General features: G+C 74.4%; 12 protein-coding genes. 7 read left to right on the forward strand and 5 right to left on the reverse strand.

Annotated elements, in window-relative coordinates; translation table 11 throughout:
- Nucleotide 1: 1 nt before the first annotated feature.
- Both M3185_RS11150 and M3185_RS11155 read right to left on the reverse strand, forming a co-directional pair.
- Nucleotides 2–676, reverse strand: coding sequence for an urea amidolyase associated protein UAAP2 (locus M3185_RS11150; RefSeq protein WP_251333746.1), 675 nt, complete (start codon nucleotides 674–676; stop codon nucleotides 2–4).
- A gap of 50 nt (nucleotides 677–726) precedes the next feature.
- Nucleotides 727–1,578, reverse strand: coding sequence for an urea amidolyase associated protein UAAP1 (locus M3185_RS11155; protein ID WP_251333747.1), 852 nt, complete (start codon nucleotides 1,576–1,578; stop codon nucleotides 727–729).
- Nucleotides 1,579–1,724: 146 nt separating this feature from the next.
- On the opposite strand from M3185_RS11155, the gene M3185_RS11160 reads away from it, so the two are divergent.
- From M3185_RS11160 to M3185_RS11175, 4 genes are all read left to right on the forward strand, one after another.
- Complete coding sequence (locus M3185_RS11160) at nucleotides 1,725–2,405, forward strand: TetR/AcrR family transcriptional regulator (RefSeq protein ID WP_251333748.1); 681 nt, start codon at nucleotides 1,725–1,727, stop codon at nucleotides 2,403–2,405.
- Between the two features lie 73 nt (nucleotides 2,406–2,478).
- The gene (locus M3185_RS11165) at nucleotides 2,479–4,263 is read left to right on the forward strand and encodes an N-acetylglutaminylglutamine amidotransferase (RefSeq protein ID WP_251333749.1); all 1,785 of its coding nucleotides are present in this window, start codon (nucleotides 2,479–2,481) and stop codon (nucleotides 4,261–4,263) included.
- 88 nt (nucleotides 4,264–4,351) lie between these two features.
- On the forward strand, nucleotides 4,352–5,077 hold the full coding sequence (locus M3185_RS11170) for a hypothetical protein (protein WP_251333750.1): 726 nt from the start codon (nucleotides 4,352–4,354) through the stop codon (nucleotides 5,075–5,077).
- Between the two features lie 70 nt (nucleotides 5,078–5,147).
- Nucleotides 5,148–6,323, forward strand: a complete 1,176-nt coding sequence (locus M3185_RS11175; protein ID WP_251333751.1) for a zinc-dependent alcohol dehydrogenase — start codon at nucleotides 5,148–5,150, stop codon at nucleotides 6,321–6,323.
- 45 nt (nucleotides 6,324–6,368) lie between these two features.
- On the opposite strand, the gene M3185_RS11180 is transcribed toward M3185_RS11175, so the two are convergent.
- Complete coding sequence (locus tag M3185_RS11180) at nucleotides 6,369–7,106, reverse strand: neutral zinc metallopeptidase (RefSeq protein ID WP_251333752.1); 738 nt, start codon at nucleotides 7,104–7,106, stop codon at nucleotides 6,369–6,371.
- A 115-nt stretch (nucleotides 7,107–7,221) separates the two neighbouring features.
- On the reverse strand, nucleotides 7,222–8,520 hold the full coding sequence (locus tag M3185_RS11185; RefSeq protein ID WP_251333753.1) for a saccharopine dehydrogenase NADP-binding domain-containing protein: 1,299 nt from the start codon (nucleotides 8,518–8,520) through the stop codon (nucleotides 7,222–7,224).
- 127 nt (nucleotides 8,521–8,647) lie between these two features.
- On the opposite strand from M3185_RS11185, the gene M3185_RS11190 reads away from it, so the two are divergent.
- The 3 genes from M3185_RS11190 (at nucleotide 8,648) to M3185_RS11200 (ending at nucleotide 12,781) form a co-directional block, all read left to right on the forward strand.
- The gene (locus M3185_RS11190; protein WP_251333754.1) at nucleotides 8,648–9,478 is read left to right on the forward strand and encodes a tryptophan-rich sensory protein; all 831 of its coding nucleotides are present in this window, start codon (nucleotides 8,648–8,650) and stop codon (nucleotides 9,476–9,478) included.
- A gap of 154 nt (nucleotides 9,479–9,632) precedes the next feature.
- A complete protein-coding gene (locus M3185_RS11195; RefSeq protein ID WP_251333755.1) occupies nucleotides 9,633–11,324 on the forward strand; it encodes an FAD-dependent oxidoreductase in 1,692 nt (563 codons plus the stop codon).
- The gene (locus M3185_RS11200) at nucleotides 11,321–12,781 is read left to right on the forward strand and encodes an ATP-binding protein (protein WP_251333756.1); all 1,461 of its coding nucleotides are present in this window, start codon (nucleotides 11,321–11,323) and stop codon (nucleotides 12,779–12,781) included. Before M3185_RS11195 ends, M3185_RS11200 begins: the two co-directional genes overlap by 4 nt.
- Before the next feature lie 3 nt (nucleotides 12,782–12,784).
- On the opposite strand, the gene M3185_RS11205 is transcribed toward M3185_RS11200, so the two are convergent.
- The gene (locus tag M3185_RS11205; RefSeq protein WP_251333757.1) at nucleotides 12,785–14,719 is read right to left on the reverse strand and encodes a glycoside hydrolase family 15 protein; all 1,935 of its coding nucleotides are present in this window, start codon (nucleotides 14,717–14,719) and stop codon (nucleotides 12,785–12,787) included.
- Nucleotides 14,720–14,775: the final 56 nt, after the last annotated feature.

Raw genomic sequence — 14,775 nt, forward strand, 5'->3', positions numbered from 1 at the left:
CTCAGGCCTCCTGGGTTCCGGTGGTGCCGGCGGAGACGATCATCTCGGCGCGGGAGGGGTCGAAGCCGTTGCAGGGGTTGTTGACCTGCGGGCAGTTGGAGACGACCACGAGCACGTCGCGCTCCGCGCGCAGGCTCACCGACAGGCCCGGCGCGGAGATGCCGTCCACGATCCCGAGGGCGCCGTCCGGGTCCACCGGCACGTTCATGAACCAGTTGACGTTGGAGACCTGGTCCCGCTTGCCCATCCCGTACTTGGAGAGCTCGGCCAGGAAGTTGTCGGCGCACCCGTGCTGCGACCACGTGTGGTGGCCGTAGCGCAGGGTGTTCGACTCCTTGGAGCACGCCCCGCCGAGGGTGTCGTGGCGCTCCACGTCCGTGCCGACGACGGTCAGCAGCGGGTCGTGCTCGTTGGTGCGCAGCACCGAGCCCTCGGTGAGGTAGACGCTGCCCTGCCCCTGCAGGGTGGCCTGCACGCTGTAGGCCCGGGACGTGTCCTCGGCGTCGTAGGCGAGGAAGTCGACGGCCTGGTTGCCGTCCACGTCCACGATGGTCAGGACCTGCCCGGCCGTCAGGACGGCGGACCAGGGGGCGCGCGGGGCCACGGTCTCGCGGGAGAACTCGGGGCCGAAACCGGTGGTGGAAGTGGTGGTGGGAGCGGTGGTGGGAGCGGTCATGGTGCGGTTCCTTCTGTCGTCGCTCGTCGCTGCGGTGTCGGGGGCTCGGCTCAGGCCAGGCCGCGGGCGCGGAGGTACTCGGCGGTGTTCTGGTAGGCGCGGCGGCGCTCGGGGGCCGAGCTCCAGGCGGGCGCCTCGGGGGTGGTGGGCTGGGCGCGCCAGGCGACGACGTCGAGCGGGGTGCTGACGTACTCCTCGCGCGGGTCCAGCGGGTGGGCGGCGTTGGCGATCAGCAGCACGCACGGCATCTCGGTGACCAGGGTCAGGGAGGCGCCAGCCCCGGCCGAGCCGGTGAACACGGGGTGGCCGGAGGGGGCGATCTCGACGCCCTGGAAGAACGAGACGCAGGGCGGGACGTCGCGGCGGGTGAGGCCGTGCTTGGCGCCGGCCAGGACCAGCAGCTCGCGGCCGGCGGGGCTGGGCCCGTGCGCCTGGCCGTCGCCGTAGCGCTCCTCGTTGCGCGCCCGGGAGCTGGCCCCGTACACCGCGTCGTGGCGGCCCGAGCTGTCCTCGACGACCGTGGCCATCGCCCGCCCCTGGTCGGAGAGCAGGACCTGGCCCGCCCCGGAGTAGACCTGCCACTGGATCTTCATGGTGTCGGCCACGTTGAGCCGCTCGAAGGGCTCGGCCGCGTTGTAGAGCAGCACCGAGGCGCAGGCGTCCCCCTGCACGTCGGTGAGCCGCACCGCCACCCCGCGGTCCAGGACCTTGTGGGTGTAGTTGCCCCCCGCGACGCGCTCGGCCCACACGAGGTCCTGCGGGGCCACGCGGGCCGGGGCGCCGGTGTGGTTGGTGGACGGCACGGTGGGGCCGCACTCGACGACGGTCCCCTCCTGGGCGCGGGCGTGGGCCCGGGCCCCGGCGGTCGTGCCCGTCGAGGACGTGGTCTGGGTGTCGGTCATGACCGGCTCCTTCGCTTCTGCGGTCGCGCTTTTCTGTCGCTTGACAGAAATCAAAGCAGGCCGGGATTTCCGCGGGGTGTGGCCCCTGTTTCGGTCGTGTAACCGCCTCCCGGGCCCTGCCCGCGCGGGTTGATAGGTTCGGTGGGATGACGAAGTCCCGAGGCCGCCCGCGCAAGAACCCCGCCTCCCCCACGGGCCGGGGGGCCGAGCAGGACATCCTGCACGCCGCCGGGGAGCTCTTCGCCCGGAGGGGCTTCGGCGGCACGAGCACGCGGGCGGTCGCGGAGCTCGCCGGTCTGCAGCAGGCGAGCGTCTACCACTACTTCAGCTCGAAGGAGGACGTCCTCCTGCGCCTCGTGCTCGGCACCGTGGTGCCGTCCCGGCGGTTCGCGGAGCGCCTCGTGGCCGCGGACGCCCCCGCGCACGTGAAGCTGTGGGCCCTGTGCTTCGCCGACACGCGCCTGCTGCTCGAGGACCCGCAGAACCTGGGCGCCCTCTACTTCTCCCCCGAGCTGCGCGCCGAGGGCTTCGAGGAGTTCCACGAGAACCGCGACGCCCTGGAGGGCATCTACGGGGACCTGCTCGAGCGGACCGCCGGCCGCCCGGCCACGCCGTTCGAGGCGGCCATCGTCATGGGCCTCGCGGAGAACGTCATCCTGCAGCGCCAGCGGGCGCACCCGCACCTGCCGGAGGACGCGGCGGAGCGGATCGCCGACGCCGCCCTGCACCTCGCGGGGGTCCCGCACCTGGTCACGGAGGACAACCGCCGGCGGGCCCGGGCCCTGGTGGAGCACCTGGCCGGGGAGCCCGGCACCGGGGACGCGTAGCATTGGAGGATGTTCCTGCGCCTCGGACCGCCCTGCCCGACCAGCCCGCGGCCCCGGGACGGGGTGAGCGCTGATGTGCGGCCTCGCCGGTGAGGTCCGCTTCGACGGCGCGGCCGCCGACCCCGGCACCGTCCACCGCATGACGTGCGCCCAGTCCTTCCGCGGCCCCGACGGGTCGGGGGCCTGGGCCCAGGGCCCCGTGGCGATGGGCCACTGCCGGCTCAGGATCGTCGACCTGAGCCCCTCGGGCAACCAGCCCATGGTCGACGCCCCGCTGGGGCTGTCCATGGTGTTCAACGGCATGATCTACAACTACCGGGAGCTGCGCGAGGAGCTGCACGGCGCCGGCTACCGGTTCTTCTCCACCTCGGACACCGAGGTCGCGCTGAAGGCGTACCACCGGTGGGGCACCGGGTGCGTGGAGCACTTCCACGGCATGTTCGCCTTCGCCGTCACCGAGCACGCGACCGGGCGCACGGTCCTCGCCCGCGACCGGCTCGGGATCAAGCCCCTCTACGTGGACCACACCGCCGACCGGCTGCGCTTCGCGTCCACGGTCCAGGCGCTGCTCGCGGCCGGCGGGGTGGACACCTCCGTCGACCGCACCGCCCTGTCCTACTACCTGACCTTCCACTCCGTGGTCCCCGCCCCGCGCACCATCCTGCAGGGGGTCCGGAAGCTGCCTCCCGCGACCGTGCGCACGGTCGAGGCCGACGGGTCCGCCACGGACCACGAGTACTGGAACCCCCGGTTCACCCGGGACGAGGACCGCTCCGGGTGGTCCGAGCGGGACTGGCAGGAGGGCCTGCTCGAGAAGCTGCGCACCGCGGTCCGGCGGCGCATGGTCGCGGACGTCCCCGTGGGCGTGCTGCTCTCCGGCGGGATCGACTCCAGCCTCGTCGTCGCGCTGCTGGCCGAGAGCGGTCAGCACGACCTGCAGACGTTCAGCATCGGCTTCGAGTCCGTGGGCGAGGAGGCCGGGGACGAGTTCGAGTTCTCCTCGCGGGTCGCCCGCCGGTTCGGCACCGACCACCACCAGATCGCGATCGACGACGCCCGGCTGGTCCCGGCGATCGACCGCACCGTCGCGGCGATGAGCGAGCCGATGATCAGCCACGACTGCGTGGCCTTCTACCTGCTCAGCGAGGAGGTCTCGAAGTCGGTCAAGGTGGTCCAGTCCGGCCAGGGCGCCGACGAGGTCCTGGGCGGCTACCACTGGTACCCGCCGCTGGCCGGCGTCGAGCGGGAGCAGGCGCAGGAGACCTACGCGGCGGTCTTCTTCGACCGCCCGTGGTCGCGGCTGGCGAAGGTCCTCTCTCCCGAGTGGATGGCCGGCCACGACGCCCCGTCGGCGTTCATCGAGCGCCACTTCGGCCGCCCGGGCGCGGAGACCGCCGTCGACGCCGCCCTGCGCACCGACTCCACCGTGATGCTCGTGGACGACCCCGTGAAGCGCGTGGACAACATGACCATGGCCTGGGGCCTCGAGGCGCGCGTGCCGTTCCTCGACCACGAGCTCGTCGAGTTCGCCGGCCGGATCCCGCCGGAGCTCAAGCTCGCCGACGGCGGCAAGGGCGTGCTCAAGCGCGCGGCGCGCGGCGTCGTCCCGGACGAGGTGATCGACCGGAGGAAGGGCTACTTCCCCGTCCCGGCGATCCGCACGCTCGAGGGCGGGACGCTCGCCCGGGTCGAGGCGGCGCTGACGGACCCGTGCGCCGTGCGCCGCGGGCTGTTCGACTCGGACGTCGTGGAGACCCTGCTGGCGGACCCCAACGAGCACCACACGCCGCTGCGCTCCAACGTGCTGTGGCAGCTGGGCCTGCTGGAGATGTGGCTGCAGGAGAACGGGATCCGCTGATCCGCTCCCGGCCGCCCGGGCCCGCACCCTTGCAGGGCGCCGCCGGGCGGGTGGGGCGGACGGCGGATCCCGAGGACGGGCGGGCGGCGTGGTGAGGCGGACGGTGGACCCGGCCCGGCAGGCCGAGGAGCTCGGCGCGGCCGAGGCGCTGGCGCGCCGGCTGGACCGGCCCATGGGCATCCTGGGCGTGCTGTTCCTGTTCGTGGTGCTGGGCCAGCTGCTCGCGCGGGACCCGGCGCTCTCGGCGTTCTTCGACGTGACGGGCTGGGTCTTCTGGGCCGTGTTCGCCGGCGAGTTCCTCCTGCGGGCGTACATCGCGCGCTTCTCCGCCCGGTTCTGGCGGCGCAACTGGTGGCAGGTGGTGTTCCTGCTGGTGCCGTTCCTGCGCTTCTTCCGGGCGTTCCAGGCCGCCCGCCTGCTCCGGGCGGCCCGGATCGCCCGGCTGGCCCGGGTCGGGGGCGTGCTCTCGGCGGGCGTGCGTAGCTCCCGCTCCGCCGGGAAGCTGCTGTCCAACCGGATCGGCTGGCTGGCGGCGGTCACCGGCGTCGTCGTCCTCGCCTCCAGCCAGCTGCTCTACGTCCTGGGGGCCTACGCCGACTACGGGACGGCCCTGTCCGACGCGGCGATGTCCACGATCACGGGCCAGGCGCTGAGCGCGCAGGGCGCGTTCCCCCGGGTGCTGGAGGTGGTCCTGGCCCTCTACTCGGTGGCGGTGTTCGCGACGCTCGCCGGCTCGACGGGGGCGTACTTCCTGCACGGGGGAGCGGGCACGGCGGCGGGATCCCCACGTGCCCCCGAGCGGGCGGACGAGTAGGATCGTCCTGACCGAACAGATCAGTAGGCTGTCGTTCCGACCGGTGCGGCGGCCCTGAGAAGGAGGATCGATGAAGGCTCTGACATGGCAGGCGAAGCGCTCGGTGAGCGTCGAGGAGGTCCCGGACCCCCGGATCCAGGAGCCCACGGACGCGATCGTGCGGATCACCTCGAGCGGCATCTGCGGATCGGACCTGCACCTGTACGAGGTGCTGGGCCCCTTCATGGACAAGGGCGACGTGATCGGCCACGAGCCCATGGGGATCGTGGAGGAGGTCGGCTCCGCCGTCACGAACATCAAGGCCGGGGACCGCGTGGTGATCCCCTTCAACATCTCGTGCGGGCACTGCTTCATGTGCACCAGCGGCCTGCAGTCGCAGTGCGAGACCACGCAGGTCCGCGAGTACAACAGCGGCTGCGCCATCTACGGCTACTCCCGCATGTACGGCTCCGTGCCCGGCGGGCAGGCGGAGTACCTGCGCGTGCCGCACGCGGACTACGGGCCCATCAAGGTCCCCGAGACCGGTGAGGACGAGCGCTACCTGTACCTCTCCGACGTCGTGCCCACCGCGTGGCAGGCCGTGCAGTACGCCGCGCCGCCCGAGGGCGGGACGCTGGCGGTGCTGGGCCTGGGCCCCATCGGCCAGATGTCGGCGCGGATCGGCCGCCACCTCGGCTACCGCGTGCTCGCCGTGGACCCCGTGGCCGAGCGCCGGGCCATGGCCGAGCGGCACGGCGTCGAGACCCTCGACCTGCACCCCGGCGTCGGCGACGAGCTGCGCGAGCGCACCGGCGGCCGCGGCCCCGACGCGGTGGTGGACGCGGTCGGCATGGAGGCGCACGGCTCACCGGTGGCGGGCGCGGCGCACCAGGCGGTCGGGCTGCTGCCCGGGCCTTTGGCCCGCAAGGCCATGGAGACCGTGGGCACCGACCGGCTCAACGCCCTCAACACCGCGATCGACGCCGTCCGCCGGGGCGGGACGATCTCGCTCAGCGGCGTCTACGGCGGCACGAAGAGCCCGCTGCCGCTGCTCACCATGTTCGACAAGCAGATCCAGCTGCGCATGGGCCAGTGCAACGTGAAGAAGTGGATCGACGACCTGCTCCCGCTCGTCGACGACCCCTCGGACCCGCTCGGCGTGCTCGACCTCGCGACCCACACGGTGCCCCTGGACCAGGCGCCGCTGATGTACGAGAAGTTCCAGAAGAAGGAGGACGGCTGCATCAAGGTGGTGCTCAAGCCGTGAGCCCGTCCGCGCCCCCGTCCGCCCCGCCGGCGCCGCTCGCCGGTGCTAGGGGTGGATGGGGGTCGCGGGGGTGTACTCGTTGCAGCCCTCCAGGCCGTTGTCGTACCCGTTGCTGAGCGCCTCGGTCCGCTCCGCCAGCGTGCCGTGGGTCCGCTGCTCCGACTCGACGTGCGCGATCCGCTGCAGCAGCCCGTTGACGTCCTCGACGTCGTCGGGGTACTCCAGCTGCCCGGCCCGGTCGGCGTAGCGCAGCCAGGCACCGGCGACGCAGTCGGCCTGGTTCTCGACCACCACGGACTCCTGGGGCGTGCGCGGCGCGGGAACCCCCATGATCGTCTGCACGTGGTGGCCCAGCTCGTGGGCGTAGCCCGCCGCGGGCGCGGCGTCGCCCAGCTCCGAGTAGAACTCCCACAGCTGGTCCTGACCGACGTAGACGGAGCGGTCGCCGGGGCAGTACATGAAGGACATGCTGTTGTACGGGGCCGGGGAGCCGTCCGCCGGGTTCCCGCAGCCCGTGAACCCGACCTGGCCCGCGGCCACGTAGTACGTGGCCGCCGGACGGTTGCCGACGCCGTAGACCTCGTCGAACATGGGCTCCACCATGGCCACGACGTGGCCGAGGTAGACGTCCATGTCCTCGTAGGCGTGGCAGCCCTCGTGGGACCCGCTCGGGCAGCTCGACTCCACCTGCGGGGTGATCACGGCCCCGGCCGGCGCGGGGGCGACCACCCCCACGCCGGCGGCGAGGACGAAGGCGACCAGGGCGGAGGGTGCGCGGAGCATGACGGACTCCTCGGATCGGCGGGCAGGTTCCTCCGAGGGTAGGACTCCCGGGCCGCGACCGGGGAACGTTACGTGATCGGGTCGGCCCCGGCCGGGTCCGGGCCGGCGCCCCCGGTCACCGGCCCACGGTGATCCGCACCCGCGCGGGCAGCAGCGCCGCGAGGTCGCCGTCGAGGGCGAGGGCCGGCGTCGTGGAGCCCAGGGCCGCGTCCGGGACGCCCCGGGTCGCCATGCGCAGGGCCAGCTCCGCGGTCAGCCACGGGGTGGTGCCGTAGCCCGGGTTGCCCTCCGCCTCGAGCAGGCCCGGGAAGACCGTCCCCTCGCGGGTGGTGAACGTGCCGCGGGTGGTCCACGACCAGCCGGTGAGCACGTCGCCCTCCGGGCCGGTCCCGGCCGCGGGCAGCACCCGCGCCAGGACGTCGGCGAGCCGGGCGCGCACGGGGTGCGGCAGGCGGGTGGCGAGACCGGCGAGCGCCTGGAACGCGGCCACCGCCTCCGCCGCCGCGAACCGCCCGGCGCCCGGGGCCCCGCCCCACGGGCCGAGGGACATGGCCTCCCGGAACGCCAGCGGGTGCGCCGCGGCCCCCGGCACGGGGCTGAGCGCCTGGGTGCGGTGGACCACCGGAGGGTTGACCGCGGCCAGCGGGCTCATGGGCGCGAGCACCCGTCCGCCGGCCGTGCGGGCGCGCAGCCGCAGGGGGCTGGTCCGGCGCACCGCTTCGGGGTCGGCGGCGGTCCCGGTGCCGGGGGCGGGGTGCGGGACGCGCGCGGCGACGTCGCCCGTGCGGGCGGGGTCGGGATCGCGCAGGACCTCGACGAGGCTCTGCACGGTCCCGCCGGAGACCGACTCCGAGAACCGGCTGCCCGGCGGGGTGCGCACGCTCGTGACGAGGTCGGCGCTGCGCAGGGTCTCCCCCGTCGCGGCCGCGTGCCGGCGGGCGGCGTCGACGAGCACGTCGGGCGGCAGGGCCTCGAAGCCCGCCGTGTGCACGAGCGCCACCCCCGCGGCCCGGGCGGCGTCGTGCAGGTCCCGGTCGGTGCGCAGGACGAGCGGCAGCTCCCCCGTGAGGTCGAGGTAGTGGGTGCCCTCGGCGACGCACGCGGCGAGCACGGGCGGGGCGAGGCGGGTGTAGGGCCCGGCGAGGTTCACCAGCACGTCCGCCCGCCGCACGAGCGTCCGCAGGGAGGCCTCGTCCGTGACGTCCGTGCGCACGGTCTCGGGCACGGGGACGGCCCGTGCGGCGCACAGGGCCCGCACGCGCCCGGGGTCCCGGGCGCCGACGACGACGTCCACGCCCGCTTCGGCCGCCCTGGCCACCAGGTGGGCCAGGGCCACCCGCCCGGTGATCCCGGTGGCCCCGAGCAGGCCCACGACGGGCCGGTCGTCGCGCGCTGCGCTCGTCGGTTCGTTCATCAGCCCACTGTAGGGAACCGCCCCGGCCGGGTCGAGAGGCCGGGGCGGGAGGCGGTGCCCTGGGAGCTCCCAGCACCCCGGCCTACGGTGTGGCCAGGACCCGCACCGCTCGAGGAGAGGCCCCGCCGTGAGCACGACCCCCACCCGGACCGGCCACGACGCCGCCCGCGCGACTGCGCGGGACCGCGTCCGCCAGGTCGTCGTCACCCTCAGCGAGATCGCCTGCGTGCTCGGCACGCTGGTCGGGATCGGCCTGTTCGGCACCCGGGTCGAGGAGTCCTCGGGCGGCAGCCTCGCCGCGGACGCCACCCTGCTCGCCCCGGCCGGGCCGGCCTTCTCGATCTGGTCGGTGATCTACCTGGGCCTGGCCGCCTACACGCTCTGGCAGTGGTGGCCGCCGCGGGCCGCCGACCCTCGGGCGCGGGCCACCGGCTGGCTCGCGGCGGCGTCGATGCTGCTCAACGCCGGCTGGCTGCTGGTCACGCAGCAGGGCTGGATCTGGGCGAGCGTGGTCGTCATCGTGGCGCTGGTGCTCGTGCTGGGCCTGCTGGTGCAGCGCCTGGCGCAGGCCCCGGGCCGCGGCGGGCCGGTGGAGCGGCTGGTCGTGGACGGCACGTTCGGGCTGTACCTGGGCTGGGTGTCCGTGGCCACGGCGGCCAACGTGGCGGCCGCCCTGGTGTCCTCGGGCGCGTCCCAGCAGGGGCGGGGCGCCGAGTGGATCGGCGTCGCCGTGGTGCTGCTCCTCGCGGCCGTGGTCGCGGCGGTCCAGCGGCGGGTGGGCGCCCGCTGGGCGGTGGCCGCCGCGGCGGCGTGGGGACTGTCCTGGATCGCCGTCGGCCGCGCCGCGGACGAACCGCGGTCGGTGCTCGTGGCCGGAGGGGCGGCCGCGGCGGCGGTGCTGGTCGTGCTCGCCACGGCGGCGCTGCGCCGGCCGGGGCACGGCCGGCGGCCGGGCTGACGGTTCCCGGGACGGGGGCTGCTCCCCGCCACGGGGACCGTTGACGGGTCGGTGCGCCCCTTGTAGTTTCGGCACATGCGCCGGGCCCCCGGCCCCGGTCGGCGGCCGCCCGCCGGGCACCGGTCCGGGCCCCACCGCCGAGCGACGGAGGACCGTGACCTCTCCCACCAGCGCATCCGACAGCCGCGACGCCACCGTCGCCATCGTGTCCGTGGACGACGACCCGGGGGTGTCGCGGGCGGTGGCGCGGGACCTGCGCCGCCGCTACGGCGAGCACTACCGGATCGTGCGCAGCAGCTCCGGCGCCGAGGCCCTCGAGGCCCTGCGGGAGCTGAAGCTGCGGGGCAGCGACGTCGCGCTGCTCATCGCGGACCACCGGATGCCGGAGATGAACGGCATCGAGTTCCTGGAGCACGCCCTCGACCTGTTCCCCACCGCCAAGCGCATGCTGCTCACCGCCTACGCCGACACCGGCGCGGCGATCGACGCCATCAACGTCATCGACCTGGACCACTACCTGCTCAAGCCGTGGGACCCGCCGGAGCAGAAGCTGTACCCGGTGGTCGACAGCCTGCTCGAGTCGTGGTGGGCGACGGAGCGGCGCACCGCGCCGGCCACGACCATCGTGGGCCACCGGTGGTCCGCGCGCTCCTTCGCGGTCCGTGACTTCCTCGCCCGCAACCAGCTGCCCTACCGGTGGGTGTCGGCCGAGGACCCCGAGGGCGGGCGCCTCCTGGCCGCGAGCGGGGTGGACGCCTCGGTGCTCCCGGTGGTCGTGACCGAGGCCGGCACCGCGCTGGTGGGCCCCAGCGACTCGGAGCTCGCCCGGCACGTCGGCCTGCGGACCGCCCCGCTGGACGACTTCTACGACCTGGTGGTGGTCGGGGGCGGGCCGGCAGGCCTGGGCGCCGCCGTCTACGGCGCCTCGGAGGGACTCCGGACCGTGCTGGTCGAGCGCAGCGCCACCGGGGGGCAGGCGGGCCAGAGCTCCCGGATCGAGAACTACCTGGGCTTCCCGGACGGGGTCTCCGGCGCGCAGCTCGCCGACCGGGCGCGGCGCCAGGTCTCCAAGTTCGGCGCCGAGGTCCTCACGACGCGCCACGTGACCGGGATCGAAGCGCGCGGCGGGGCCCGGGTCGTGGCCCTCGACGACGGCACCGAGATCGCCGGGCACACGGTCGTGCTGGCCACGGGGGTCGACTACAGGACGCTGGACGGCCCGGGCCTCACCGACCTCACCGGCAGGGGGGTCTTCTACGGCTCGACGACCACCGCGGCCTCGGACTGCCGCGACGCCGACGTCTACGTCGTGGGCGGGGCGAACTCCGCGGGGCAGGCGGCGATCCACTTCGCCCGCACGGCCCGCACCGTCCGGGTGGTCATCCGCGCGGGCTCCCTCCAGGCGTCCATGTCGCAGTACCTGATCGACCAGATCGCCGCGACCCGCAACATCGAGGTGGTCACGGACACCGAGGTGACCGCGGCCCGGGGCGAGGAGCACCTCGAGGGGATCACGCTCGCCGACCGGGTCACGGGCGCCACCGAGGAGGTCCCCACGAACTGGCTGTTCGTCTTCATCGGCGCGACGCCCCGCACGCAGCACCTGGCGGGCGTCGTGGCGCGGGACGACCGCGGATTCGTCCTCACGGGCAGCGACCTGCTCCGGGAGAACCAGCCGCCGGCCGGCTGGCACCTCGACCGCCCGCCGTACTCCCTGGAGTCGAGCACCCCCGGCATCTTCGTCGCGGGGGACGTCCGGTCCGGGTCGGTGAAGCGGGTCGCCTCCGCGGTCGGGGAGGGCGCTCTGGCGGTGACCCTCGTGCACAAGTACCTGGCGGACCGGTGAGCCCGGTGCGCTGCAGCCCCGAGGAGCTGCGCACGCTGTTCCTCTTCGAGGAGCTGGACGAGGACCAGCTGTCGTGGGTCGCGGAGGCCGCGCGCGTGGAGAGCGCCGGGCCGGGCCCCGTCTACCAGGAGGGGATGCCGGCGGCGCAGCTCTACGTCCTGCTCGGCGGGGAGCTCGTGCTCACGCGGCGCGTCGGCGAGGACGAGGTGGAGCTCGTGCGGACGTCCCGGCGGGGGGTGTACGCCGGGGCGGTGCACGCCTATCTGGGGGACCGGGTTCCGCAGCGGTACGCCAACTCGATGCGGGCGAGCGCCCGCAGCTCCTTCCTGGTCCTGGACGCGGCCGACTTCGCGGTCATGGTGTCCCGGTGGTTCCCCATGGGCGTCCACCTGCTCGAGGGCCTGCTCTTCGGCCTGGAGAGCACGCGCGAGGCCGTCGGGCAGCGGGAGCGGCTGATGGCCCTGGGGACGCTGTCGGCCGGCCTCACGCACGAGCTGAACAATCCCGCCGTCTCCGCGCTGCGCTCCGCCGAGGCGCTGCGCGAGGTGACGGCGGAGCTGGAGGGGACCATGAGCAGGACGCTCTCGGCGGCCACGCCCGAGGAGATCGCCCGGCTGACGGCCCTCCGGGACGAGGGCCACCGCCGGGCCCGCTCGGCGTTCCCCCTGCGGCCCATGGAGGTGGTCGACCGGGAGGACGCCCTCGCGGACTGGCTGGACGCCCACGGCGTCGAGGGGAGCTGGGAGCTCGCGGCGGCCTTCGTCCAGGCCGACGTCGACGTGGACTGGCTCGAGAGCACGGCCGCGGCCGCCAGCGACCTCGACGGCGCGCTGCGCTGGTTCGCAGCGGCGTTCTCGGCCGCGAAGCTGCTCGAGGAGATCCAGGACTCGGCACGGCGGATCTCCACCCTGGTGGACGCCGCCAAGCAGTACTCGCAGATCGACCGGGCGCCCTTCCAGGACGCCGACGTGCGGCAGCTGCTGGACAGCACCCTGGTGATGTTCCAGCACCGGATCGACCGGAGGATCGACGTCGTGCGCGACTACGCTCCGGACCTCCCGCCGGTCCCCTGCTGTCCCGCCGAGCTCAACCAGGTGTGGACGAACCTGATCGACAACGCGCTGGACGCCATGGGCGGGCACGGGACCCTCACCGTCGGGGCGCGCCGGGAGGGCGACGCCGTCCTCGTCGAGGTGGGCGACACCGGCCCCGGGGTCCCGGAGGGGATCCGGGAGCGGATCTTCGAGCCCTTCTTCTCCACCAAGCCCGTGGGGCAGGGCACGGGCCTCGGCCTGGACATCTCGTGGCGCATCGTCGTGCAGAAGCACCGGGGCGGCCTGCGCCTGGCGGGCGGGCCCGGGGACACCCGCTTCCAGGTGCGTCTTCCCGGCCGCCCGGGCGGTGCGCGCCCCGCCGCTGCGCCGCAGGAGCGGCCCCGGCCGCCTGCCGGGGCCTGAGCGCTACTCGGACTTCGCGCGCGCCCTGACCACCGCGTCCACGGCGCGGATGAAGCCGAGGTGGCTGAACGCCTGGGGGTAGTTCCCGGCGAGCCGGCCGCTGCCGGGGTCGTACTCCTCCGCGAACAGGCCCAGGTCACTGGCGTAGCCGGTGAGCTGCTCCAGCAGGATCCCGGCGTCGTCGGTCCGCCCGCTGCGCGCGTACTGCTCCACGAGCCAGAACGAGCAGATGAGGAACGGGTACTCGTCGCCCGGCAGCCCGTCCAGCCCGGCCTCGGTGCGGTAGCGGTACAGCAGCCCGTGCTCCCCGCGCAGCTCCTGCTCGATCCGGGCCACGGTGCCGAGCATCCTCGGGTCGTCGTAGGCGATGAACCCGGTGTGCGGCAGCTGCAGCAGGGAGGCGTCCGCCTCGGTGTTGGAGTAGGTCTGGGTGAAGGAGTTGAGCTCCTCGTCGAAGCCGTGCTCCATGATCTCGGCGCACAGCCGCTCCCGCAGCTGCCGCCACCGCTCGACGGGGCCGGAGAACCCGTGCTGCTCGACGGCGCGCACGCCCTGGTCGAAGGCCGCCCACATCATGGCCCGGCCGTGCACGAAGAACTCCGCCGGGCCGCGCATCTCCCAGATGCCGTGGCCCTTCCGGTCGTAGTGGTCCTCGCAGTAGCGCAGCAGGTTCTTCTGCAGCCCCCACGACCAGCGGTCCTCGTGCACCCCGGCGTCGCGCAGGGCCGCCAGCGCGAGCATGACCTCCCCGACGACGTCGGCCTGGAACTGTCCCACGGCGCCGTTGCCGACCCGCACGGGCCGCGAGCCCTCGTAGCCGGCCAGGTGGTCCAGCTCGTGCTCGGGCAGCTGGCGCTCCCCGGCCACCCCGTACATGATCTGGAGGTCCTCCGGGTCCCCCGCCACGGCGCGCAGCAGCCAGTTGCGCCAGTGCAGCGCGCCGTCCGTGAAGTCGTGGGCGACGAGCACCTCGATGGTCAGGGCGGCGTCCCGCAACCACGTGTACCGGTAGTCCCAGTTGCGCACGCCGCCGAACTCTTCGGGCAGGGACGTGGTCGCCGCCGCCACGATGCCCCCGGTGCCCCGGTCGGTGAGCGCCCGCAGCACCAGCAGGGAGCGGAGCACCGCCCGCTCGTGCCGCTTGTGCGTGCCCACGTGGGAGGACCAGTCCGCCCAGAACGACACCGCCCGGTCGAGCGCCCGAGCGGGATCCACCGGGACGGGCTGGGCGTGGTGGGACTCGTGCCAGGTCAGCACCCAGTCGTGGGACTCGCCCGCGGACAGGACGAAGCGCCCGCCCAGCCGGTCGGACACCGCGCCCTCGTAGTCGTCGGGGTGGCCGTCGGCGAGCTCGGCGCCGGAGCCGTCCGCCGGGTGGTCCCCCTCCAGCGGCCCGACCTCGGGGGCCTCCTGCGGGTGCAGCATCGGCCCCGTCAGCAGCAGCGCGTCCGGGCCGGCGATCGACAGCAGCCCGCCGACGCCCTCGGTGCCGTCGACGTCGACCCGGCGGGTCCACGGCTTCGCGCGGCCGTAGTCGAAGCGGATCCGCAGGTCGTGCTCGACCTCGACCTCCCCGGACACGCACTCGACGCGCCGGACGAGGTCGGCGTGGTCGGGGTGGCCCTCCCCGGCCTGGCCCGGGGGCAGGAAGTCGGTGACCACCACGGTCCCCGTGGGCGTGCGCCACGTCGTCTCGAGCACGAACGTGCGCGGGAGGTAGCGGCGGGAGACGACCTCGCCGTCGACGGCCGAGAGCTTCCAGCGCCCGTCCTCGGGCGTGCCGAGCAGCGCGGCGAACACCGACGGGGAGTCGAAGCGCGGCAGGCACAGCCAGTCGATGCTGCCGTCCCGGGACACGAGCGGGCCCGTGTGCAGGTCGGACAGGAGGGCGTAGTCCTCCAGCGGGGTGGACCGGGGCCGGGCGGGCTCGTCGCTCATGCGCCCATTCAACCAGCCGGACCGCGGCCCCGGTCCCGCCCCGCCGCGGACACGAC

It is taken from the genome of Kocuria rosea (assembly GCF_023715525.1).
In the GTDB taxonomy this organism is placed as follows: Bacteria; Actinomycetota; Actinomycetes; order Actinomycetales; family Micrococcaceae; genus Kocuria; species Kocuria rosea_A.

Coding starts and splice junctions, on each gene's coding strand:
- M3185_RS11150 (WP_251333746.1), bottom strand. CDS start 676: ATGACCGCTCCCACCACCGCTCCCACCACCACTTCCACCACCGGTTTC.
- M3185_RS11155 (WP_251333747.1), bottom strand. CDS start 1,578: ATGACCGACACCCAGACCACGTCCTCGACGGGCACGACCGCCGGGGCC.
- M3185_RS11160 (WP_251333748.1), top strand. CDS start 1,725: ATGACGAAGTCCCGAGGCCGCCCGCGCAAGAACCCCGCCTCCCCCACG.
- M3185_RS11165 (WP_251333749.1), top strand. CDS start 2,479: ATGTGCGGCCTCGCCGGTGAGGTCCGCTTCGACGGCGCGGCCGCCGAC.
- M3185_RS11175 (WP_251333751.1), top strand. CDS start 5,148: ATGAAGGCTCTGACATGGCAGGCGAAGCGCTCGGTGAGCGTCGAGGAG.
- M3185_RS11180 (WP_251333752.1), bottom strand. CDS start 7,106: ATGCTCCGCGCACCCTCCGCCCTGGTCGCCTTCGTCCTCGCCGCCGGC.
- M3185_RS11185 (WP_251333753.1), bottom strand. CDS start 8,520: ATGAACGAACCGACGAGCGCAGCGCGCGACGACCGGCCCGTCGTGGGC.
- M3185_RS11205 (WP_251333757.1), bottom strand. CDS start 14,719: ATGAGCGACGAGCCCGCCCGGCCCCGGTCCACCCCGCTGGAGGACTAC.